Source organism: Gammaproteobacteria bacterium (genome assembly GCA_041395725.1).
Lineage (GTDB): Bacteria > Pseudomonadota > Gammaproteobacteria > Pseudomonadales > Pseudohongiellaceae > NORP240.
This window is the reverse complement of record JAWKZW010000001.1, coordinates 3255090-3277523: the sequence shown is the minus strand read 5'-3', so window position 1 is coordinate 3277523 and position 22434 is coordinate 3255090. Positions and strand designations below refer to the sequence as shown.

The 22434-nt window shown below is 56.2% G+C and carries 21 protein-coding genes; 9 read left to right on the top strand and 12 right to left on the bottom strand.

From position 1 onward, the window contains the following. Nucleotides 1–143 precede the first annotated feature (143 nt). Nucleotides 144–917 carry a peptidoglycan editing factor PgeF gene (pgeF, locus tag R3F50_14450; protein MEZ5491503.1) on the bottom strand — a complete coding sequence of 258 codons (774 nt, stop codon included), beginning with the start codon at nt 915–917 and terminating at the stop codon, nt 144–146. Beyond that, nucleotides 910–1857 (bottom strand): 23S rRNA pseudouridine(1911/1915/1917) synthase RluD, encoded by a 948-nt coding sequence (gene rluD, locus R3F50_14445; protein MEZ5491502.1) that lies wholly within the window; start codon nt 1855–1857, stop codon nt 910–912. The genes pgeF and rluD overlap by 8 nt, the downstream gene beginning before the upstream one ends. Nucleotides 1858–1993: 136 nt before the next feature. On the opposite strand from rluD, the gene R3F50_14440 reads away from it, so the two are divergent. The 5 genes from R3F50_14440 to R3F50_14420 all read left to right on the top strand — a co-directional run bounded on the left by R3F50_14440 (nt 1994) and on the right by R3F50_14420 (nt 5255). Beyond that, nucleotides 1994–2998: an outer membrane protein assembly factor BamD gene (locus tag R3F50_14440; protein MEZ5491501.1), complete on the top strand. Its 1005-nt coding sequence runs from the start codon at nt 1994–1996 to the stop codon at nt 2996–2998. Nucleotides 2999–3220: 222 nt separating this feature from the next. Next, a complete protein-coding gene (locus R3F50_14435; protein MEZ5491500.1) occupies nt 3221–3793 on the top strand; it encodes an RNA polymerase sigma factor in 573 nt (190 codons plus the stop codon). Continuing rightward, a complete protein-coding gene (locus R3F50_14430; protein MEZ5491499.1) occupies nt 3790–4338 on the top strand; it encodes a DUF3619 family protein in 549 nt (182 codons plus the stop codon). Before R3F50_14435 ends, R3F50_14430 begins: the two co-directional genes overlap by 4 nt. After that, nucleotides 4322–4627 (top strand): hypothetical protein, encoded by a 306-nt coding sequence (locus R3F50_14425; GenBank protein ID MEZ5491498.1) that lies wholly within the window; start codon nt 4322–4324, stop codon nt 4625–4627. Before R3F50_14430 ends, R3F50_14425 begins: the two co-directional genes overlap by 17 nt. 4 nt (nt 4628–4631) lie before the next feature. Continuing rightward, entirely contained in the window at nt 4632–5255 is a 624-nt protein-coding gene (locus R3F50_14420; GenBank protein MEZ5491497.1) for a DUF3106 domain-containing protein, read from the top strand. Nucleotides 5256–5275: 20 nt separating this feature from the next. On the opposite strand, the gene R3F50_14415 is transcribed toward R3F50_14420, so the two are convergent. Beyond that, the gene (locus R3F50_14415) at nt 5276–6931 is read right to left on the bottom strand and encodes an NAD+ synthase (protein ID MEZ5491496.1); all 1656 of its coding nucleotides are present in this window, start codon (nt 6929–6931) and stop codon (nt 5276–5278) included. 228 nt (nt 6932–7159) lie between these two features. Here R3F50_14415 and R3F50_14410 point away from each other — a divergent pair, with 228 nt between their 5' ends. Both R3F50_14410 and R3F50_14405 read left to right on the top strand, forming a co-directional pair. After that, nucleotides 7160–8815: a histidine kinase dimerization/phospho-acceptor domain-containing protein gene (locus R3F50_14410; GenBank protein MEZ5491495.1), complete on the top strand. Its 1656-nt coding sequence runs from the start codon at nt 7160–7162 to the stop codon at nt 8813–8815. A 140-nt stretch (nt 8816–8955) separates the two neighbouring features. Beyond that, the gene (locus R3F50_14405) at nt 8956–10386 is read left to right on the top strand and encodes a sigma-54 dependent transcriptional regulator (protein ID MEZ5491494.1); all 1431 of its coding nucleotides are present in this window, start codon (nt 8956–8958) and stop codon (nt 10384–10386) included. A gap of 156 nt (nt 10387–10542) precedes the next feature. On the opposite strand, the gene R3F50_14400 is transcribed toward R3F50_14405, so the two are convergent. Beyond that, nucleotides 10543–11658, bottom strand: a complete 1116-nt coding sequence (locus R3F50_14400; GenBank protein ID MEZ5491493.1) for an FAD-dependent oxidoreductase — start codon at nt 11656–11658, stop codon at nt 10543–10545. Between the two features lie 248 nt (nt 11659–11906). Here R3F50_14400 and R3F50_14395 point away from each other — a divergent pair, with 248 nt between their 5' ends. Then, nucleotides 11907–12479: a GspH/FimT family pseudopilin gene (locus R3F50_14395; protein MEZ5491492.1), complete on the top strand. Its 573-nt coding sequence runs from the start codon at nt 11907–11909 to the stop codon at nt 12477–12479. 86 nt (nt 12480–12565) lie between these two features. On the opposite strand, the gene R3F50_14390 is transcribed toward R3F50_14395, so the two are convergent. The 6 genes from R3F50_14390 to R3F50_14365 all read right to left on the bottom strand — a co-directional run bounded on the left by R3F50_14390 (nt 12566) and on the right by R3F50_14365 (nt 18804). Continuing rightward, the gene (locus tag R3F50_14390; GenBank protein ID MEZ5491491.1) at nt 12566–13066 is read right to left on the bottom strand and encodes a type IV pilin protein; all 501 of its coding nucleotides are present in this window, start codon (nt 13064–13066) and stop codon (nt 12566–12568) included. Nucleotides 13067–13095: 29 nt separating this feature from the next. After that, nucleotides 13096–16320 (bottom strand): PilC/PilY family type IV pilus protein, encoded by a 3225-nt coding sequence (locus R3F50_14385; GenBank protein ID MEZ5491490.1) that lies wholly within the window; start codon nt 16318–16320, stop codon nt 13096–13098. Nucleotides 16321–16367: 47 nt separating this feature from the next. Beyond that, nucleotides 16368–16898, bottom strand: a complete 531-nt coding sequence (locus tag R3F50_14380) for a pilus assembly PilX N-terminal domain-containing protein (GenBank protein ID MEZ5491489.1) — start codon at nt 16896–16898, stop codon at nt 16368–16370. Beyond that, nucleotides 16895–17863, bottom strand: a complete 969-nt coding sequence (locus R3F50_14375; protein ID MEZ5491488.1) for a PilW family protein — start codon at nt 17861–17863, stop codon at nt 16895–16897. Before R3F50_14375 ends, R3F50_14380 begins: the two co-directional genes overlap by 4 nt. A 7-nt stretch (nt 17864–17870) precedes the next feature. Further along, nucleotides 17871–18449, bottom strand: a complete 579-nt coding sequence (gene pilV, locus R3F50_14370; GenBank protein ID MEZ5491487.1) for a type IV pilus modification protein PilV — start codon at nt 18447–18449, stop codon at nt 17871–17873. A gap of 67 nt (nt 18450–18516) precedes the next feature. Next, nucleotides 18517–18804 (bottom strand): GspH/FimT family protein, encoded by a 288-nt coding sequence (locus tag R3F50_14365; GenBank protein MEZ5491486.1) that lies wholly within the window; start codon nt 18802–18804, stop codon nt 18517–18519. Between the two features lie 452 nt (nt 18805–19256). On the opposite strand from R3F50_14365, the gene R3F50_14360 reads away from it, so the two are divergent. Beyond that, nucleotides 19257–20027 carry a sulfite exporter TauE/SafE family protein gene (locus R3F50_14360; GenBank protein MEZ5491485.1) on the top strand — a complete coding sequence of 257 codons (771 nt, stop codon included), beginning with the start codon at nt 19257–19259 and terminating at the stop codon, nt 20025–20027. A gap of 262 nt (nt 20028–20289) precedes the next feature. Here R3F50_14360 and R3F50_14355 read toward each other — a convergent pair whose 3' ends face one another. Both R3F50_14355 and R3F50_14350 read right to left on the bottom strand, forming a co-directional pair. After that, a complete protein-coding gene (locus tag R3F50_14355) occupies nt 20290–21705 on the bottom strand; it encodes an ATP-binding protein (GenBank protein MEZ5491484.1) in 1416 nt (471 codons plus the stop codon). 25 nt (nt 21706–21730) lie between these two features. Next, a complete protein-coding gene (locus R3F50_14350) occupies nt 21731–22402 on the bottom strand; it encodes a response regulator transcription factor (GenBank protein MEZ5491483.1) in 672 nt (223 codons plus the stop codon). Nucleotides 22403–22434 lie beyond the last annotated feature (32 nt).

Sequence of the window (22434 nt, the reverse complement as noted above, 5' to 3'; positions counted from 1 at the left end):
TTTCCTCAATCTCACGGTTGCCCATTACGCCGGCACACATGTGGGCGTTCGCGAACAATCCTGCATTGCTGCAAAAATGAGGTCGTTTTCCAGAAAATCAATGCGCCAGCCGCAGAGCAGCGTCTTCTATGGCAGAAAAGCAGTCAGTCTTTGAGATAGATCAAGCTTGCCATGCGGCCGGTTCGGGCCCGCCGCCGGAACGAGTAGAATTGGTCCGCGTCACAATACGTACAGAATCCGCCCCCACTGATAGCCTGGACTCCCTGTTGCTGCAACCTCGCAGTGGCCAGCCCGTAGAGATTGGCCAGGTACTTGTCTTGTCCTGGAACAGCCTGGAAACACTCGTGAAGGGCAGCGCGCAGTGCTCCGCTGGCTGCGCCCAGAAAGGCTTCCCGTACTTCGCCTCCCACTTCGAAATGGCAGGGTCCAATGGCCGGACCCAGCCAGACTGCTGTCTCGGCGGGAGGGGCCGGAAATGCGGACAGCGTATTTTCCAGGATGCCTGCTGCCAGCCCGCGCCACCCGGCATGGGCCACGCCCACCGCGTCGCCCTGTTGGCTGGCAAAAAATACCGGCAGGCAATCGGCAGTCAATACGCAGCAGGCCAGGTTACGCTCGGTAGTGATAACCGCGTCCGCCCGCCGGGCCTGCGAGTCACGCCTGGCCTGAACAACGTCAGTGCCATGCACCTGATCCAGCCACTGCAGGCTGACCGCAGCGTCCAGTTCTCTGACCAGCAGATCGCGGTTGCTCGCCACATCGGCGGCCTCATCACCGACATGTGTCGCCAGGTTGAGGCCGCCAAAGTCACCCCGACTGAAACCGCGATAGCGTGTAGTAGTGTGTGCAACAATGTTGTCAGGCACCTGCCAGTCTGGCACCAGGAAGGTGGACTTGGTGCCCTCCCTATCAAACATCCTGTTCGAGCGCCTGCAGCAACTTTCGCATGTCCGCCGGTAACTCCGTCTCCCAGCTGACCGGCTCACCGCTGTCGGGATGAATCAATCCCAGCCGTTTTGCGTGCAGGGCCTGGCGACCAAAGCGGCGCAACATCTGCTCCAGTTGCTCGCTGCAACCGGCAGGAATCCGCAATCGCCCCCCATAGAGCTTATCGCCGATCAAGGGATAATGCAGATGAGCGAAATGCACCCGAATCTGGTGAGTCCGCCCGGTTTCCAGCTTCACGCAGACATGAGTATGCGCCCGGAAGCGCCTGATTACCGTGTAGTGGGTTATTGCTTCCTTGCCACTGTGAGTCACCGCCTGCCTTTTACGATTCACTGGATGCCGACCGATCGGCAGATCAATGGTGCCGCCAGCAGTTAACACACCATTGACCACTGCTTCGTATTCACGGCTCATGGTTCTGGTCTGTAACTGCTTCACCAGTGACGTGTGAGCCTGCAGGGTTTTGGCTACCACCAGCAGCCCGGTGGTATCTTTGTCGAGCCGGTGCACGATTCCAGCGCGAGGCACCGATTCCAGCTGTGGGCAGTGATGCAACAGACCGTTCAGCAGGGTTCCGGCCCTGTGACCCGCTGCAGGGTGAACAACCGCTCCTGCCGCCTTATTGAGCACCAGCAAGCTGCCATCCTCGTAAACGATATCCAGCGTCATCGGCTCAGCGGACCACTCTTCTTCCGCACTGAGTTCGGCGTCAACGCTTAGCAGGTCCTCTTCGAAGACTTTGTCCCGGCTACGCCGGATCTCTCCATTTACCAGCAGACTGCCGGCCCTAATCCAGTTTTGCAGGCGGGCACGGGAAAATTCCGGAAACAATTTGGCCGCTACCTGGTCTAACCGTTTGCCGGAAAGTTCGTCAGTGACCTCGGCCTGCAATGCTATATGAGTGCTCATGGGGCGCCATGATACTGTATACGGGACGCCGGGGCACGATGCTATAGGCTTCGCGGATGGCCTGTGTTTAAATAGGCGCCCGTGAGTCCCCGCAAAAGTAAGCAACCGACGTAAGGCGATATAACGCAAAGGAAAAGTGAAAGGAAACGTTTTGTACCAGTTTCAGTCTCGACTCGCAGTTTTACTGACCTGCGCCCTGCTTCTCTCTGGCTGCGGCCTCTTTGGCGATGACGAAGAGGATGAATTTGCAGCCCTGAGCACGGAAGAGCAGTTTTATCAGCTCGCCTCGCAACAGCTCAACGCGCAGAATTTCCGGGCAGCGATCGCCACCTACCAGGCCCTTGAAGCCCGCTTTCCGTTCGGGCGCTTTGCCACTCAGGCTCAGATCGAACTCGTTTATGCTTACTACCGTAATGGCGATCTCGAGGCTGCCATCGCCGCCGCCGACCGATTTATCCGCCTTAATCCGGAAGACCCCAATATCGACTATGCCTACTATATGAAGGGGCTGTCGTCATTTACGGCCGACAACAGCTTCCTGGACCGATTCCTTCCCACCGACCCCTCCAAGCGGGATCCGGGCAAGGCGCGGGAATCGTTCGCCGAATTTTCACAGCTGCTGGCACTCTACCCGGACAGCCCCTATGCGGCCGATGCACGAGCCCGCATGGTCTATCTGCGCAACAGCCTCGGCCAGTATGAAATCCACGTGGCAAACTATTATCTCTCACGGCGGGCCTACGTGGCCGCCTTGAATCGAGCCAGCTACGTGGTGGAGAATTTTCAGGGCACTCCCGCAGTTTCTGAGGGATTGTCTATCATGGTGGAATGCTACCTGCGCTTGGGGCTGAACGACCTGGCCGATTCCTCTCTGACTGTCCTGCGGGAAAACTACCCTCAGCACGCCTCCCTTGACGACAATGGGGAGTTCCTCATCCGCTCGGAAGTCACCGACCCGTCTCTGCTCTACACAGCGACCTTCGGATTGCTGGGTGACAACAGCAGCGAGCCCCGACTGGCACCAGTCGCTCGCCCCAGAACGTCGGGAAGCCAGGAGATCATCAACGCTCAGGACGACCCGACTCAAGAGCAACGAGGCCGTTCCTGGCTGAGCATCATTACCTTCGGGATATTCGATTAGGGAACCTGATTAATCAGAGGTTCCTTAGATACGGCCGCACTGGCCATACTCACGCCCCACTGCCATTCCGCTACAGACACGGCCCTGTTGATGCCAGAAAACAGCTGTCAACCGTTCCCCAACCTGCGCGTTAAACTCTTCAGGGACATTGGCGCGGGAACGATTCCGATACAGGGCTGCGGACAGGGCGCCTGGTAAAAAGGTGCCAGAGGAAAAGCAAACGTGGAAAGTCAACGCTTATATCGGGAGCCCGTTCTGGACAAGACGACACAGTTGGACAGTTTTCTGACTGACATCCAGGGCCGTGCATTTCGCATGGCGCAACTGGCCACCGGTAACAAAGAAGACGCGTTGGATCTGGTGCAGGACGCCATGTTCAAGCTGGTGGAAAAATACACGGAGCGACCAGCCAGCGAATGGCAGCCGCTTTTTTATCGCATCCTGCAAAGTAAAATCAACGACTGGTATCGCCGCAACACGGTGCGACGCCGCCACCTGGGTTTCTTGACCAATGGCGGGGACGACCAGGAGGAAGACCCGATTCAATCCAGCGCAGACCCCCACGGGCGGACTCCCGAGGAACTTTTGCAAACCGATACAAGCATGGAAATATTGCAGACAGCACTCACCAACCTGCCGCTGCGGCAGCAACAGGCTTTACTGTTAAGAGCCTGGGAAGGCCTGGATGTCAAGCAGACCGCACAGGCCATGTCCTGTGCCGAGGGCAGCGTGAAAACCCATTACTCCCGGGCTGTACACAGCCTGCGTGATCAATTGGGGGAATTCTGGCCATGACTGCACACGAGCAGGACAAAATGCTGGGCAGCATCCGCCGCCAGCTCGACAGGAGCGTGGACAATCTGGATGGCCCTACTCTTGAAAGGCTGGACGAAATTCGCGCCAGGGCCTTGGCCAGAGAACCGATGCGAGAAAGTGTCAATGATGGCGAAGAGAACTTTCTGACCGCTGTGCGGGTAAGTCTCGATGACAGCGTCTCAGAACTGGAACCGGAAATTCTGTTCAGGCTGGAGCAATCGAGAAAAGCAGCCCTGTCGCAGCTTGGTACAGCGGCCAGGAAACCCCGCCGCCCAATGCCCGAGAAACGCTGGTTCAGTTTTCTCGATTTCTTATCGCCGGTTCGCCTGGCGGTACCGGCCGGTACACTGGCGACAGTCTGCGTCCTCGCGGCAGCGGTTACTCTTTTTTATCGCATGCCGGACCGAACCGGTTCTGAAGTGGCAGACGCGGACATACTGCTGTTCGCATCCAGTGACGAAATCGAACTGTATGACAATCTGGATTTCTACTTATGGCTGGCAGACAATGGATTGTCCAATTAATGCCCTGGCGGCGTTCAGAATATTGTTGCTCAGCTATGCCCCGCTGGCACTGGGGGCAACCAGCGGGGTGCCAGCAGACAGTGCACAGGAGCCTGACCTTGAATTCCTGGAGTTTCTGGGCAGCTTTGAAACGAACAGCGGTGAATGGATCAGCCCGGCAGAACTTATGCAGCCCGAATTCCGGGAATTCCTGGACTCCGCCAGGTCCAGCTCCGGCGGACTGGCAGAATTAATCGATGCGCAAACTGAGTCAACACCGGCAAAACCACCCGAAGCGAATAAAGATTGATCAAATGACTAAGACTGGTTCCTTATTCAAAACTTTCCTCGGCGGCCTGTTATTAAGCACAAGCCTGATTGGTTTCGCCCAGGAAAAGCTTGCCTGGTCGGAGCTCTCGGACGAGGAGCAGCGGGTTCTTCAGCAACTGGAAGAACAATGGGACGAACTGAGTATCGAGCGGCAGGAAAGATTGCGCCGCGGCGCTTCACGCTGGCTGCAGATGGAACCGGAAGAAAGACAATCCGCCCAGACAGTTCAACGCCGCCTTCAGAACCTGACCCCGCAACAACGGCAGGAAATCAATCAGCGGTTTCAACGCTTCAACCAGCTGGAGCGAGACCGGCAGCAGCAGTTGCGCAGAGCACAGCGCCAGTTTCGAAGCCTGCCTGAGGAGGAGCGTGTCCGCCTGCGGGAGCAGTTCGAAGCCCAGGCCCAGCAGCGTCAGCAAAGGCAGGAACAGCGCGCTGAGCGGCTGCGGGCGATTCGGGATCGCAACCTGGGAGATCCGCAGGCCAGACCGGAGTTGAGACCTGACAGGGGAAGTGATCAGGGAATCAGACCCGGCCCCGGGACGATACAGCAACGGGCTATTCCAGGCAGACCGGCGCCTGGCGCGCAGCGCCCGCCGCGCCGTTAAACCGGTATGCGCCTGATCGATCAGTCACCAATTTCCCAGCCATTGGTGATCGGGTAGCGACGATCACGCCCGAATCCCCGCTTGGTCAGCCGCACACCAACGGGACTTTGGCGGCGCTTGTATTCGTTCAGATCAACCAGTCGCAGCACTTTCGTCACCATCGCCGCATCGAACCCACGGGCCGTTATTGCTGCGGCGCTCAAATCTTCTTCCACGTACAGCTCCAGAATCTGGTCGAGAATGTCGTAAGGCGGCAGATTATCCTCATCGACCTGATCGGGCGCCAGCTCCGCAGAAGGGGGTCGATCGATAACGACCTGGGGAATAATCTGTTCAGGCTGCGCACCGTAGCGCTCATTCCTGTAGCGCGCCAACCGATAAACCATGGTCTTGGACACGTCCTTCAAAACATCGAAACCACCGGCCATATCCCCATAAAGAGTGGAATAACCAACCGCGATTTCACTCTTGTTGCCAGTAGTAAGAACCAGGAGTCCCTTTTTGTTTGAAATTGCCATCAGCAGCACGCCACGACATCGGGCCTGAATATTCTGTTCGGCCACATCTGTGGGGAGACCCGTAAACTCTTCCCGCAGGGATTCAGTAAAGGCCTTATAGGCAGCGCCGATCGGAATGACTGAATAATGTACACCCAGCACAGCCGCCTGCTGACGTGCGGCATCCAGACTTACCTGCGCTGTGTACTCAAATGGCATCATCACGGCGCGCACCCGATCTTTACCCAGAGCATCTACGGCCACAGCCAGAGTAACGGCAGAGTCGATCCCGCCGGACAGACCGATCACCACCCCCTTGAACCCGTTCTTATCCACATAATCCCTGACACCGAGCACCAGAGCCTGATAAACATCTTCTTCCAGCTCTGTGGGCAGGGCGATCTGCTGTTCCGGTACTCGAAGCGGGTGCTGTCGATCACCGGTCAGCTGGATATCGACGGGAACCAGAGCCTCGCAGAAGCTGGGTGCCTGCACGCTGCATTCACCATCGGAGTCCACCACCATAGAGGTACCATCGAAGACCAGTTCGTCCTGCCCGCCAGCAAGGTTGACATAGACTATCGGCATCTGCCCGATGGCCGTACGCTGCCTGAGCAACTGCCGGCGTTCCCTCACCTTATTGAGGTGGTATGGAGAAGCGTTGATATTGACCATTAACCGGGCGCCGGCTTCTCGCGCCTGCTGAGTCGGACCATCCCGCCACAGGTCTTCGCAAATAGTGAATGCTGTTGGGATACCTTTTATGTCCAGGATGCACGGGCTTTCCCCCGCGTCGAAATAGCGCCGCTCGTCAAACACCTGATAGTTGGGCAGATGCTGCTTGTAGTAGGTCGCCAGGATCTCCCCACCCCTGATCACTGACAGGGCATTGTAGAGTTTATCTTCCACTTTATGGGGATATCCCACCACCAGGTAGATATCCAGTTGCGCGGCAACAAGCCGGGCCAGGGCTTTCTCAACGCGCCCCTTGATACTGGGGCGCAACAACAGGTCTTCAGGGGGGTAACTGGTTAACGTCAGTTCCGGAAACGCCACCATGTCTGCCTGATATCTGTCACGGGCCTCCCGGGCGATATCCAGTACCCGATCGGTATTGGCCCGAATTGCGCCGACTACCAGGTTCACCTGGGCCATGACTATCCTGAGCTGTTGCGACATAAAGACTCTTCCCGGATTACAAAAGACTTCCAATCGAACGATAACGGTACTATGGAATTTCTAATGAAACACTGCTTCGGACTGCAGGGCTTCATCGCAGGTTTCCTTCGGCTTTCCTGAGCAAACGCAGTACAGCTACTCCACGGGCTACAACGGGGTGCTCAGAGATCGCGTCAATTATAGGTTATATGGACGGTGAGCAGTAGCGAGTTCAGTTACTGAAACAACATGATGAAAGCAGTCGGCGACCACTACACACGACAGATCAGAAACGTATCGATGGTTTACAACGCCTATCGAATCGTCCTGCCCCTGGTACTCTTACTGACCTATTTGAGCAATTCCGGTTCGCCGGGTCTGGGCAGCCTGAACCCCCGGCTTTTCGTCATTTTCGCCAGTGCCTGCACATTGTTCGGGACCTTAACGCTTATCGGCGTGACTCTGCGCCCCAGGCTTAACCAGAATCAGCGCTTTCAGACGGCAATTCTGCTTGTAGACGTACTGGTGCTTGCCTTCCTGACCTACTTAAGCCGCGGCTTGCTCAGTGGACTTTCTTTACTGTTGATCGTCAACGTCGCCTTTGCCAGTATGTTGATCCGCGGCAGAATTGGCACCTTCATCGCGGCCGTTGCAACACTGGCTGTAATGTTCTGCGAGGTGTACCTGACTCTCAGTTTGAGTGACTTCTCCGGGCAATTCATGCAGGCCGGAATTCTGGGGATAATCCTGTTTGCCACGTCGCTGTACATTCAGACTGTCAGCAGCCGGGCCCTGGAAGCGGCGCGACTGGCCGAAGAGCAGGCCACCAGCATCGTCGACCTGGAAAAGCTCAATAACGAAATTATTCAACGCATGCGCACAGGCATCGTCGTTGTGAATTCCGAGAACACCATCATTACACTTAATATGGCAGCAAAGAGTCTGCTGGGTCCGGTTCTTATCACCGAACAGATTGATGGGAAAACCCGCCAGACACTCCCCGCACAACTGAAAGACCAGATCGAAACCTGGCGAGGCAATCCCCTGCGCCAGGGCAACCTGCTCAAGGTACCCGGACCGAATGTCAGCCTGCAGACAAATTTTGCCTACCTGACACCGGAAGCTGATTCAGACATTCTGGTTTTTGTCGAAGATCAGTCGCGCATCATGCAGCGCATGCGACAGACGAAGCTGGCCTCACTGGGACGGTTGACTGCCAATATTGCCCATGAGATAAGAAACCCCCTGGGTGCAATCAGTCATGCCGCACAGATCCTGCAGGAATCCGAGCAACTCTCTGACGAAGAAAAGAGACTGCTGGAAATCATCCTAAAACAGAGCGACCGCATCAACCGCATCATCGAGGAAGTGCTTGACGCCTCCCGACACAGGGATATCGCACCGACTCTGGTCAGCCTGAGAGACTGGCTGAATGAATTTGTTAAGCAATACCGTGATTCCAACCGGGATTGCGAAACCATTGAATTTGAGTTCAGTGGCGATGAAATCGTAATACGCCTCATCACCAGCCAATTGGAACGTGTGTTTACCAACCTGTTTGACAATGGACTTCGCTACAGTAAAAAAGCGACCGGCCATGCAACACTGAAGGTCATTGCGGGCCGCAAAGCAGATGCCGGTGGTCGTAGCCAGCCCTTTATCAGTGTTATCGATCAGGGGCCAGGGCTGGATGAGGAGGCGGAATCCAGATTGTTTGAGCCCTTTCACACTACCGAGTCCAGCGGCACTGGCCTGGGACTTTATATATCGAAGGAACTGTGCGAAGCTAACCAGGCTACACTTGACTACAGCATCACCGATCACGGGACAAGCTGCTTCACCGTTAACTTCAGCAGTTCGCTCGGCCAGAATTCCGAACCAGCATCCAGAAAAGGAACTGACTGACCAGTTTTAAGATTGAATGAGGTGGGTGGGCTATGTAGTGTGGAGTATGGAGCGTGGAAAGCGCTGCACACCGGACTACAAATATGACCTGACAAGAATACTAACCTGAATCCGATTATGGAACACAGCAGATAGATAACATGCAAGGCAAGGTACTGATCGTAGACGACGAACCGGACATCCGGGAGCTGCTGGAAATCACCCTGGGGCGCATGTCCCTGGCTACCGAGAGTGCCGCAGATGTACGATCCGCCAGAGAAAAACTGGAATCGGAACACTTCGATCTGTGCCTCACCGACATGCGCCTGCCAGACGGCGACGGACTGGAACTGGTAGAGCTGATTCAACAGCGCTACAACCAAATGCCGGTAGCGGTAATTACGGCCCATGGCAGCACAGAAACAGCGATTCGCGCGATGAAAAATGGCGCCTTTGATTTCGTTTCCAAGCCGGTCGATCTGCAGAAGCTTCGTTACCTGGTGGACTCGGCGATGCAACTGTCGGCACCCACGCGCGCGGAAAGCGTAGCCATGACAGCGGCGGTTTCCAACCAGGAATCGTCAAATATCATTGGCGACAGCCCCAGGATCAGGACGCTTAATACACAGATTGACAAGCTGGCGCGCAGCCAGGCGCCAGTATTCATCAGCGGCGAATCCGGCAGCGGCAAGGAGCTGGCCGCGAGGGCCATCCATCGGCAGAGTTCACGGCGCGACGGGCCCTTCATTGCCGTTAACTGCGGCGCGATCCCGGACGAGCTGATGGAGAGTGAACTGTTCGGTCACCTGAAGGGAAGTTTTACCGGTGCCGACTCAGACAAGGAAGGCCTGTTCCAGGCCGCTCAGGGCGGCACTCTGTTTCTGGATGAGGTAGCCGACCTGCCCCTCCACACCCAGGTTAAGCTGTTGCGGGTTCTTCAGGAAAAAGCGTTCCGGTCAGTGGGTTCGCAAAAAGAAGTTCCTTTGAACGTTCGAATTCTCAGCGCCACCCATAAAGACCTGGCCCGGGAAGTTGAAGCAGGCAGTTTTCGCCAGGACCTGTTTTATCGAATCAATGTGATAGAACTGTCCGTGCCGCCATTGCGCGATCGCAAGCAGGATATTCCGGCGCTTTGCCAGCTGATTCTGAGAAAAATAGCGGGTGAGAACCAGCAATCGGTCTGCAGTCTGGGCTCTGACGCATTGGAGAAGCTTTTACAATATGATTTCCCAGGCAATGTCAGGGAACTGGAGAACATTCTCCAGCGTGCCGTGGCCTTGTGTGACGGCCATACCATTACCGCAGACGACCTGGAGCTGTTGAGCGCTCCCAAGCCTCCGGGGCAGGACGCCAGTCCAGCCCCTTCGCCCGCTACAACCGAAACACAGTCAGCAGCTGCTGAAAACTGGGCGAGCGCACCACCCTCGCTGGCAGACGACTATTCACTGGAAAAGCACCTGGAAGACATCGAGATCAAAGCAATTGAAAAGGCCCTCGAAGAGACCCGGTGGAACAAGACTAAAGCAGCGAAAAAACTGGGCATGTCGTTCCGCTCCCTGCGCTACCGGCTGAAGAAACTCGGCCTCGAGTAGCCCAGCTCTCTGCCTGGTAAGCCACTTACAAGGACTCAGACCGGGTCGACGGAAGGCTGCGGGCGAAAATTAATCGTCCGTGGATTCCCGATGAAGCTGAGATGTTCTTTATCCTCGCAACGGGAGCTTTCCACTCGCGGCTGGCGCTGCTCACTTTCACTTTCCAGCTGACAGGCGACCCTCCCTGGGGCTGTAGGGAACCGGATCAACAATGGTCTCGCGGCCCAGCAGAATATCTGCCAGTAACCTGGCGGACGCAGGAGCCAGCACCAGACCATTCCGAAATTGACCGGCATTGACAAACAAATTGTCATAACCGGGCAGCTTACCGATGTACGGGACACCCTCGGACGCCGCCGGCCGCAGCCCGGCCCATTGCGTAACAGGCTCGCTGCCACGCAAGCAGGGCACCAGTCGCTCAGCGGATTGCTGCAGACTCGTGCGTGCTTCGGGGGTAACGCGCTTGTCAAAGCCCTCATACTCCAGAGTACTGCCCACCAGCAGATGGCCATCACGACGGGGAATCACATAGCGACCGGCGGTCAGCACGATGCTCTTCACCGGCAGCGAGGCCGGTCGGTAAAGTAACATTTGCCCTTTCACCGGTTCGACCGGCAGTTTCAAGTCTAACTGTTCAGCCAAAATACCGGTCCAGGCTCCGGCACACAGGATAACTCGATCGGCCTGGTAACGCCGCGCCGCCCCTTCGTTCTGCACTACCACGTTCTCGATGTGTTCGCCGCTGGAATGAATACGCACTACCGGGCTGTGCTCCCGCACAGTCACATTGGGTCTTGAATTCAGGTCCATCAACAGTGCCTGCCCCAGCCTCGGATTTCTGATATTCGCCACCTCTGGCATCCACAAACCCTTCTCGAACCCCTCACCAAGGCCGGGCTCTCGGTCATAGATAAAGGTCGGCCCGACCCGCTCCATAGGACGCCGGTTCACTGCCGCCCACCGCAAGGCCAGGTCCTCATCATCGGCATCCAGCATCAACAGCCCGGTGCGGCACAGCTCCGGGTCAATCCCCGTCGAAACCAGCAGGTCCTCGGCCAGACGGGGGTAAAAATCCTGTGCCCAACTCGCCAGTGCGGTTACTGACTGGCGGTAGCGCCAGGGGTATAACGGGGACACGATTCCTCCGCCGGCCCAGGACGCTTCGCGGCAGCACTCGCCCATTTCCAGCAGCAGCACCTGGGCGTTCTCGGCGGCCAGCTCTCTGGCCAGCAACATGCCGTTTATACCTGCACCTATAATCAGAAAATCCATGCCCGGTGTTTTCCTGCAGAAAAAAGAGTTTTTACTAAACTTAAGGAACCCCTGATCAATTACCTCAATGCTCTGGCCTTAAGAAAGACCTGATTAGACGATACATCGCTCTGTCCTTCAGGTGCCTCAATTTTCGGGTCGCAGCGCTTCAAACAAGGCAATCGATCTATTGCTTATTCGCTTTATCGCACAATCAGAGAACCCTCAGTCTGAACTCTCCCTTCACACCAACCAGGACGATGTAAAAGATGCGACAGGATCACAAGGCTTCCGGGATTACCCTGATCGAAAGCCTGACAACTTTGGTTATTCTAGCAATACTTATACGGCTCATGCTGCCCGATCTTGCTCAGCTGCTTGAGCAACGGCAGGGCAGTCTGGTTATACAAAGGGTCGCAAACAGCATCTTTCTGGCCCGCGCGGCAGCTGCTAAGTCCGGCACCATGGCAGTTCTGTGTCCAAGCCAGGATGGTAATTATTGCGGTGGCGAGTGGCACGACGGAATCCTGCTCTTTTTAGACTGGAACGATAACCAGACTCCGGACAGCGGTGACGAAACCGTGGATTATCTGCGCTTCGAGAAACTACCCGGCACCCTTCACTGGCGCGCTTTCAGAAGCAAACCCTATCTGCAGATAACGCCTTTAGGTTTTACCCGCTATCAGAATGGCAACTTTACCTGGTGTGGAAAAGAGAACACATCAGCCAGTGCTCGCCAGCTGGTTCTTAACCGGACTGGCAGAGTGCGCTATGCACAGGATCGCGACGGTGACGGATTGCGGGAGGACAGCAGCGGGCGGCCAATTCAGTGTCCCCGCTAAAGGGAACTGGCTATGGGCTGGCTGGCTCCGTCAGCACACCAGGTGCCCCTGGAGCCGAGCGGTACCAGCCATCGCATTATTGTCGGTTACCAGCAGTCAGAAGCGGTACCTGAGCCGGTTTCCGCCTTCACGCCAGTGCTGGTAAGGCTCAGAGAACCGCATTCGCCATCTCCGGCCTGACTCAATTGAGGGGCTGCCGAGATGGCGAAAGTGGTCGCGTTAGCCTTATTAACCTGGACAAAATAAACGCGCTCTGTGGACGAGGACACCACCAGCGAATGGTTGCTGTTAACCGCAACGGCGCTGTTACCCCCATTGCTGAAGACCATAGCGGCGGGATAACCCAGGTTAGCCAGGTCCGTCGTGTACGTGCGGTTGTCCAGATAAAACTGTTCCTGCCGATTGGCAACATCCAGCAAGGCAGCCTGGGCTACCGAGCGGTTGCTGGCAAGCACGCTGTTCTGGTACGACGGAATCGCCACCGCAGCCAGAATACCCAGTATCGCCACAACGATGAGTATTTCGATCAGTGTGTAGCCTCGTTGCACCGCTTTATGGGCATACACGTCTTGTTGTTGGTCTGTCATCAGGAGTCGTTCCTCGTCAATTTGATGTTTTAGCTTTCCGGGTCCACGTCCTTCTCAACCCAGAAAGTCTTCCAGAATTCCCGACCTTCTACGGGTTCTGCCTCCAGGTCGGGCGGCAGAATATAGCTACCGATGGGTACCACCTCTGCTGGAATACCGCCACTGCTGAGAGGATCGAAGCGATCGGACTTGGTCAGGTTGATATCGTCGCTACCGTCACTGGTGTCGTAGTTTTGGACCGGTGCGCCAGTAAACATGTTCACTGCGTAAAGCCGTCCACCACCTTCACTGGGCACACAGGAAGTGCCAGCATCTGCACTGCCGCCCTGGGGTAAGAACGTGGTGAAATAAACCGTGCCAAAGGCGGTAATTGCCGGCGCCAGAGCTTTTTCCCCCACCCCTTCGAGAGCCATCTTCCAGCCATTGTCCAGGGTCGCTGTACAGGAGATCGCCTCCAGACAGGTATTGGTGACGTCACCAAGACCTGACGTGTTGCTGGACGGGTGGTGATCGTTATGGTTGTAAGTGGTACCTGACACTGTACCAGTCCGGACGTCCCGGTCCTTGATCAGGTAGAAGTAATTGGCGGCACCGGTATCTTTCGGATCGGCCCGGTCACCTGTTCCGATCAGCACGCCATCGAAAGCGCCGTTGTTGTCGCTGCTGGGAACAAAATCAGGGCGATGAAAGAAGCGGCGATCATTTACTTTATGGTTGCCCGAGATATCGTCACGACCAACATTGGCAAGCTGGGAAACAAACCACGAGCTGCGATTATCGGTAGTACCCTCGGGCAGATCAACGCGCCAGATGGTCCCTCCCGTGTCGCCTACATAGAGCCTGTCTATATTGCCGTCGGAGTTGGTATCCAGTGCGGCAAGATCCGAAGGAATGCTGTCCACCAGTCCGCTGTGGTGATACTCGGTTGACGATGCGCTGCCGGTGCTCGCGCCATAGGTGGCCTTCCAGATCAGGTTGCCGGTAAGTGCGTTGACCACGTAGATCGCGTTGCCTTCGTCGTCGTCCGCAGCACCGTTATCTTTATCATCATCGTAGCCTCCGCTGAAGATTATCGCCGGAGTAGACCTGCTGCCGAACTTCACTTTACCCACTCTTGGACTGGAGAAAGTCATACCAAGTTCAGAGAAATCCCCGGACTTGTCGATACTCCACACCATACTGGGGTTGTCAGGATCGGTGACATCCAGGGCGTAGTAGGCCTTACCGCCGCGGCGCAGGCCAAAGTACAGGTACGCGGCATCTGAACCATTGATGGTACCGTCGCCGTTGTTATCGACAACATAGGCGGCAGGCGCGCCATCAACGGTATAGGGATGCGACCCGGGTGCGTTGGTCCGCAGGATATCCATCTTGTCCATAACCGAACGCGGCATGAATGCCCACTCTTCGACACCGGACTCCTCACCACCGCTGGTGGTGTTGCGGAATGAGTGCATCATCCCGTCTTCAGAACCCATGAAGATTCGAATATCGGGGTTCGACGTGCTGTAGCCTCCGCGGGCTCCATAATTCAGCGGTAGCGGTCTGGAGTGCAGCGGCGCACCAAGCAACCACGGACGCGCCTCGGCAACGTTTCCGTCGGCGTCGAGATCATCCACGTCCTGACCCCGAATCCAGCGCACCATATCTTCTGCGTCCGAAACTGACGCTGACCCCAGGTCGGACTGCAGAGAAGCAGCATTGGAGACACCCAGGCCCAGCAGCGCAGTGCCACTGCTGGGTTCTGTGTATACCGTTCTGGTATTGGCGCCATTATTGTCACCAATACTGTACACACCACCAAGATAACCGGGTATCTGTTGACCGGCACCGCCACGGGCGATGGAGCGACCATCCTTTCCCGCCACTTCTTCTCCCTTAGGAGCAGGCAGCGCGGCCGAATCAGTCCAGTAGGTGAGTGCGTTAAAGGAAATTCGACCATCGGCAGAGGTTGCGTCTACAGAATTCGCGTCCACCACCGACAGAGTGGAACTGCCCAGCGCGTCGGTGGATTCCAGTAACCTCAATTTCTTCAAATTACCATTCCAATTGGCGCGACCGTCCGGGTCCACCTTGAACTGAGCGATGAACACATTGTCGACAATATCCGATCGATTGAACACGTTCACCGGCACCGACGCCGCTACAAAGGTAGTGCTGATGGATAAAATTTCCTTGAATATATTCCTCAGGTCTCCAAGCAAGACTGCCGGATTTGTCAAGGGCAGAGCAGAAAATGTGCCACCGGCACTGGCATAGCCATTGGTGGTGTTGTTGACCTGGGCCGCAACGAAATAGGAGGTCAGGTTCTGATTTCCATCCACTTCAGGCCAATGTCCGTATCCAACATCGCCGGAATTGTTGGGTGCCAGATCGGTATCCCGCATGAACTCGATAATATCAACGAAGCCGGGATTGTTGATGGTGATGCCAAGCCCACCACTCGCAACAGATGCCTTAATCTCATCCTCATTGTCCGAGTCCTGGTTCGAGACCAGAAACATCGTGTTAATGGCATAAATGCGAGTGCACTCGTACCCCGTAGAACTGGTGAACGGCGTAACGTAGCTGTTACCGTTTTCGATAGAGGTGTCCCAGGCTGCGAGAGGAAAATCAGAGTCCAGGTTGTCATTCCTATTGGTTCCAAAATCGGTCCAGCCGGTATGAGCATTGTGCCATTCCTGACCGGTAAGGTAGCGGAACAGTTCAAAATACAATTCCTGCCCTTGGTAGGAATGGGACATATTTCCTGACGGGACAGGAATCGCCGCCAACGCGGCTAGCATGCCGGCCTTGGCCCCGTTTGAATCTGAGGCGTCAAAGGTCTTGAGCCCCTTCAGAAAATAGGCCCCATTCGAACAACCGATGACACCCGGGCCGCCGTCCCGCTTGCCGCCGGTGCACGAGTTGTCATGATTAAGCATGAAGGCAACCTGGATTCCATCCAGCTCATCAAAAATCGTCTTGAACACCGCCCGCAGCCCATCAAACAACGTGACCGTGCCAGGCCCGGTGTCGAGATTAGGGTAGGCATCACCCAACAGGGTTCCGCAGGCGCTGCTGGGGTCTGGAGGACTTACCTCCTCGCACAACGTAGAGCCAAGGTTCGGGCGGTAATCAAGGGTCAGGAACACCATCGGCGCGGCGCTACCTGCCGGTGCCGCATTGATATAGATATCCGTGTCGTCAGCGACATTTGGAACCTGCAGGTTTGCAATCACCACCATGCACCACGCTAATCTGTTAAGCCTCATTGTCTCGCTCCTCATAATTTTTGACTCAGCAGTTCAGTTATGAGAATCTACTGAGCCCCTCGCGGCACCAGCACCAGAACCCCTTGTACCAGGCCGACCCGGCCCTCGTTCTCGGCGGTACCGTCATAGATGGTGTCCACCTCGAATCGAGCTGCCGAAAACGCATCCGCGCTGGTGTTGATACCTCTTGGCGGGGCCGCTAAAGCCGGCGCCAGTCGCTCGACGCGCACTGTTGCATTGTCGGCTTTAGCCGATGGCAGAAGATTTTTATTGATCACCACGTCATTGGCGTTGCACCCTGAGATACCCGGTGTGCAGTTCACATAGCCAAGATTTCCAGATACCCGGATGTTGTCAGGATTGCCCACTACCTCATCAACAATGGACTGGGTCAGTTCGAATGTTTCCACCCGCTGCTGTTCGTTACCGGCCATGCGCAGTTCCAGCGTGCTGGTTCGCATGGTAGTCGTTGCAGCGAGCGTCAGAATCAGCAGGAAGATCAATGCCGGTAACAACACACTGCCATCCTGGCAGGTCTGGCGAGCCTGATTTTCCACAATATTTTGAATACAGATCATGTTCCAACTCCTGCGAGATTGCTTGGGTTGCGCAGCCGAACCGTGGTACTGAATACCCGTCGATAAAATCCATCGTTGGCGGCAGCCACCACTTTGGTGCCTAATCGGTAAGTCTTATCATTCAAGTAATTGGGCACTTCTCCTATACTGCGCGCCAGTACGTAGACTCTGGCAGAAACGGCGTCGGAAAGTTCTGCGGCATTTGGTGTGCCGGTGTAATAATCGGCTATGAAGTCACGGTCGTCGTCTATACCCAGCTCCACCTGCATGTCCTCAATACCGTCCACCAGGCATTGGTTCGTCATGTCGGGGGAAGAATCCGGATTCAGAAAAGCCCGGCACAGTGCGGGCAGGCCGTCGCCGGCCGTGACCGAAAAATTACGCAGGTAGAAAATGCTCGGGACATACGCCCAGTTTGACTCGGTTCCCCCGAGTGCTGGCGGTGTGCCACTGCCGCCTCCCAGAAAAATCTGAGCACCAGCCCCGTTGGTACGCAAGTACATCTGGCCGTTTTGCAGGTCCCCATCGTCGGTGTCGCTATCAGCAACCCGCTTGACTGCCAGTATGTCTGCACCCGGCACAATGCTGGCTGCCGGCAGACAGGCAAAGTTCGCTGCCGCGGAAAAGACATTGGCGTTGGAGAGTAATTCCAGCCCCTGAAGCTCCATTGCCCAGTCACTGGCGGGCGCTCCGCAGTCGGTCCCCACGTTGACTGAGGCGTGCTCACTGATCGTTGCCACGTCCAGGTATTTGCCCCAGAAACCCGCCATGGCCAATTCCCGGCTCATCAGCCGCATCAGGAAACGGCCGTTGTCCATCATGATCGAAATCTGTTCGTCCTGCAGCGCGCTGCGATTGCTCTGAACGAAAATAGTGACCGCACCGGATATCAACGCGACACCCAATCCCAGAGAAATCATGAGCTCACTGATGGTAAAGCCAGACTGTTTGGAAAATTTACTCATCGGCGCCTCATGAAGAGATGTAACTGTTGAAGGCCAGAATACGGCGGAATTCCAATGCCGCACCGAAGCTGCCTGACAAGGCCCCGCAGGGACTGGCCGAGGTATTGCTGAGCTCGGCCAGTCCGCGCCAGACGATGGTAATCGTGTAAATGCCCGGGCCGCCGCCAGCGGGGCCGGTAACGCAGGCAGTTGGATTGGCAAGCCCCCCGGTTTGTGTGAGCGTACCGCTTATGATCCGGGACTCTGACACCCCGTCAATAGCCTGCTCCCACTCATAGAGATCAAAAACTGCCAGCTGCAGGGGCGTGCACTGGACACCGGCACCGCAGTCCCTGGCCGGCGCACCGAGAGTTCCACCGCCTACGCCATTGGTAAGATAAGTTTCCAGCACGCCGGGGTTGGCGCGCATCCGCTCCACGATGTCATGGGCAAGCATCACGGCAGTAGTGCGCTGAACGGCGTCGAAGTTTGAGCGCTTGGCGGTAGTCTGCAATGCCGCCATATTAAGAAAGCCCACGCTGATAATGACCAGCGTCACGAGCACCTCAACCATACCGATGCCGAGTTGGCGTTGCTTGAATTTCATTGATCTCATCTGAGTCACTGTCGTCTGCAATGGTTCGCGTTGGCTTTAGTAAAAGTGTAGTCCAGATTCATGGTGAGCAACTGCCATCGGCCAGCCTCGGCCGCCCGGTTACATTGACGACGATCTGCCTCGCTGACGAATCACCAACACACAGGGTGAAGGATCCGCCAGTCGACACGCCGCCAGAGGGCAGACAGGTCAGAAAATCGTCATAGCTGACACTGGTTACCACCGAGGTGTCATCAAGCCCGCTATGCTGATCAATCAGTTCCTCGCCCACATCCCGGGTGCCATCCCCGTCCAGGTCTTCGAAGCTGATCCAGCCATCGTGCCAGTCCTTACCGGTAGCGTGAATTCTGTGATGCTGTTTGTTGATGCCTTTGAGACCATTGGTCTACGTATCCGTTTTCAGACGCCATTAGCGTCAGGGGTTTCCTGTTACTTTGGCGACTAAACGGAAATCGCAGATTCTGTTACGTGAGACCAGTCTCACTTTGCATGCATCAAGAGCATTCCGGACCTGTTTCGCAGCAATCTGGAACTGGACTTAGATAGAATCCCTATCTCCCTGATTTGAAATACAAAAGAACGGCGCATATTATCGCCTTGCAGAATCACATCAGGGACAGAGGCATGGGGTCCCGGCCAAGGCGCTGCGGGAACAGAGAAACACGATTTCTGGCTGTTGCGGATTGGGGAAGTTTGCTCTAATACGCATCTTTGAACTGGCGGCGCAGCATCCGCCCTCGGACAACCCGGCCCCCAGCACCCTGCTCCCGGCACAACAGTGCCCCTGACGAGGCATCGATGGAGATCTTTAGCAACTACGACCCATGGATACTCGGCCTCCTGTGTCTCACCGGCTTTGTCGCCGGGGGTATCAATACCATGGCTGGTGGCGGTTCCAACCTGACTCTCCCGGTGCTGATGATGCTGGGCCTGCCTGCCGACATTGCCAATGGTACTAACCGGGTTGGTGTTCTGTTGCAGTGCGTAGTCAGCGTAAGGGGCTTTGACCGGTACAAGACACTGGACAGGCCAGCCATAAAACCGATACTCGTACCTACCCTGCTGGGTGGACTGTGTGGCTCACTGGTAGCCGCACTGTTGCCAGGCCTGTATCTGAAGCCTCTGTTACTGGGGACCATCCTGACCATGTCAGTGATTATCCTGGTCAAGCCGGGCACCATTGCCCCACCCACCGGCAGCGAGGTGCTATCCCCTCGAGATAGTCGCGCCGCCTGGCTGGGGCTGTTTGGTGCCGGTGTCTACGGTGGCTTCGTTCAGGCGGGCGTCGGCTTCATCCTGCTGGCCGCTCTGGCCGGTGGGTTGCGCTACGATCTGCTGCGCGCCAATGCATTGAAGACGGTCTGTGCGCTGGCGTTTACCTGTGTGGCCGTGGTGATTTTTATTCTGTTCGACCAGATCTGGTGGGTTCCCGGCCTGGTACTGGCGGCTGGCACCATGCTTGGCGCCCACCTGGCGGTCAAGGTGGCCGTCAATGTGCCGCAGTCTTACCTGAAATGGTTTCTGTTCCTGATGACCGTGGCGGCCTGTGTGGGAGGCTTCCTTTACTGACGCGGCATATCAGGCTGCCACATCTGTCCGATTTTCCCCGGCGCAGTGAATGGTTGTTCCCCTGTCCGCGGACCCCGACGATTACGCTGACCATGTTCTACTGCCATGTCAGAATGACCGATGCCAGGGCCGTTGTATTCTGTTGTCAGGCTCAGGGAACCTCTGATTAATTACCACAACGCTCTGCGGGAGTCTGCCGTCCATGAAAGATTTTCTGCCGCAATAGCCCACCACCTGCCAGCGCAGCATCCAGACACGGCGGTCAGAAACCCGTGGGGTTTTCGAACACAATCTGGATGCGCGCACCACCCAGCGGGGAATTGTCGACATCGATAAGGCCGCCGTAGCTCGCCACGATATCCGTGACCACTGCCAGACCGATGCCCTGCCCCTGTGCCAGGGTGTCCGCCCTGGCACCGCGCTGCAACACAAATTGCCGTTGCTCTTCGGCGATCCCGGGGCCGTCATCCTCCACCACCAGGCTGAGCTGCTCGCGCCCGCCCCTGACTACCTGAATGCTGACGCGCAGTTCAGCGTGACCATATTTATAGGCATTGTCCAGCACGTTACCCAGTATCTCCATCAGATCACGCTCGTCACCATAGAATACCGCTGATTCATCGATCTCTTCGGTATGACGCATTCCCTTGCTGGCGTAGACTTTGTCCAGCGCCCCCAGAATTCGCTCAAGCGCTTTTTTGACCGGTACGCGGCGCGCCAGGGCACTGGCGCCATTGGCCTGCACGGCGCGTTGCAGTTGATAGGTGATTATCTGGTTCATCCGTTCCAATTGCTCTTCCACAGTTTCAATCTGCGCGACAGTCTCCGGCGCCAGACCATTGGCTTTTTCTTTGCCGAGCTTTTCCGCCACGCCTGTGATTACCGCCAGAGGGGTCTTGAGACTGTGTGCCAGATCGCCTAACGTGGTCCGGTACCGGGCCTGCTGCTTACGTTCACTCTTTATCAGCAGATTCAGATTATCGGTAACCCCTTTCAGCTCTCTGGGATAGGTGCCCTGCAACGCCTCACTGGCACCGGCCTCGATCGATCTAAGGTCGGTTGCCATGCGGTGCAGGGGCGAAAGCCCCCACCGCAGGAACACCACCTGCAAAACCAGCAACAACACCGCCACACCCCCCAGCCAGGACCACAGACTGGCACGAAATTCGGATATTTCAGAGTAATAGGGTATTGCCGTTTCCAGCACAGAGAAGTTGTACTCATTGACACCGTCCTCCCAAAGGATGCCATAACTGACCAGGAAAAGTTCCTCACCATCCTGGCTGGTCGTAGTGGAGAAGACACTCTCCCCGACCGGGACATTCATTCCCAGCGCGGCTTCATCCTGGAGGCGCAGGTCCAGTGCCGAGGCGCTACGCCACAGCACCCCTCTCAACGGGCTGCTGATAAAACCATACAATCCGGAATTCAGCTGCCCGAAGCGGGGCTCCCGTAGATCTTCCAGCAGGAAAAAATCACCGTCGTCCTCGTCAATAGCAGAGAGAACCACATAAATTTGCAACTGCAGCTGCTCTGCCGCGCCTGCTTCAACGCTATCCCGGAATGCGCGATCCAGAACAATGCCCGTCAGACCAAGAAAAACTGCCAGCAGCAGACTGAAGCCGATGAGAAGGCGACTCTGAATTGAGTAAGCCGGTGCCTGTTTCGGAATCGCCATAGCTTGTTTATCAGGTCGCAGGCGATCAGCTGAGACAGAAACGATAGCCTTGACCACGGACCGTTTCGATGGGGTTGAGTGTCTGATCCGGGTCCAGCTTCTGACGCAGACGACGAATGAACACCTCGAGGACATTACTGTCCCGGTCATAATCCTGGGCGTATAAGTGCTCGGTCAGCTCGGACTTTGAAATGACCTGCCCCGGATGCAGCATCAGGTATTCAAGCATCTTGTACTCGTAAGCGGTGAGGTCGACCTTCTCTCCGTTTAACGTCAACAGCTTGGCCGAAAGATCAAGATTGATCGGTCCAAATTCGAGCCGAGGCTTGGCAAACCCTGCCGCACGCCGCAGCAGTGCATTGAGGCGGGCCAGGATTTCCTCCATCTGGAACGGCTTGACCACATAGTCGTCTGCTCCCGCGTCGAGGCCGGCCACCTTGTCCTGCCAGTCCCCCCTGGCGGTGAGAATAAGAATAGGAAACTGGCTGCCTGCCTTGCGGATGGTTTCGATCAGCTCGATACCGTCAATTTCCGGCAGACCCAGATCGATAATTGCGGCGTCGTAGTCGTATTCCTGAGCGTAATACAGACCCGCGCGGCCATCTTCGGCCCCATCGACCACATAGCCTTCTTCTATGAGAGATTTCACCAGCTGCTGGCGCAGGAGGTTTTCGTCCTCAACTACCAGTAATTTCATTGGCGGACTGCCTCTTCAAACAAATCAGCTGC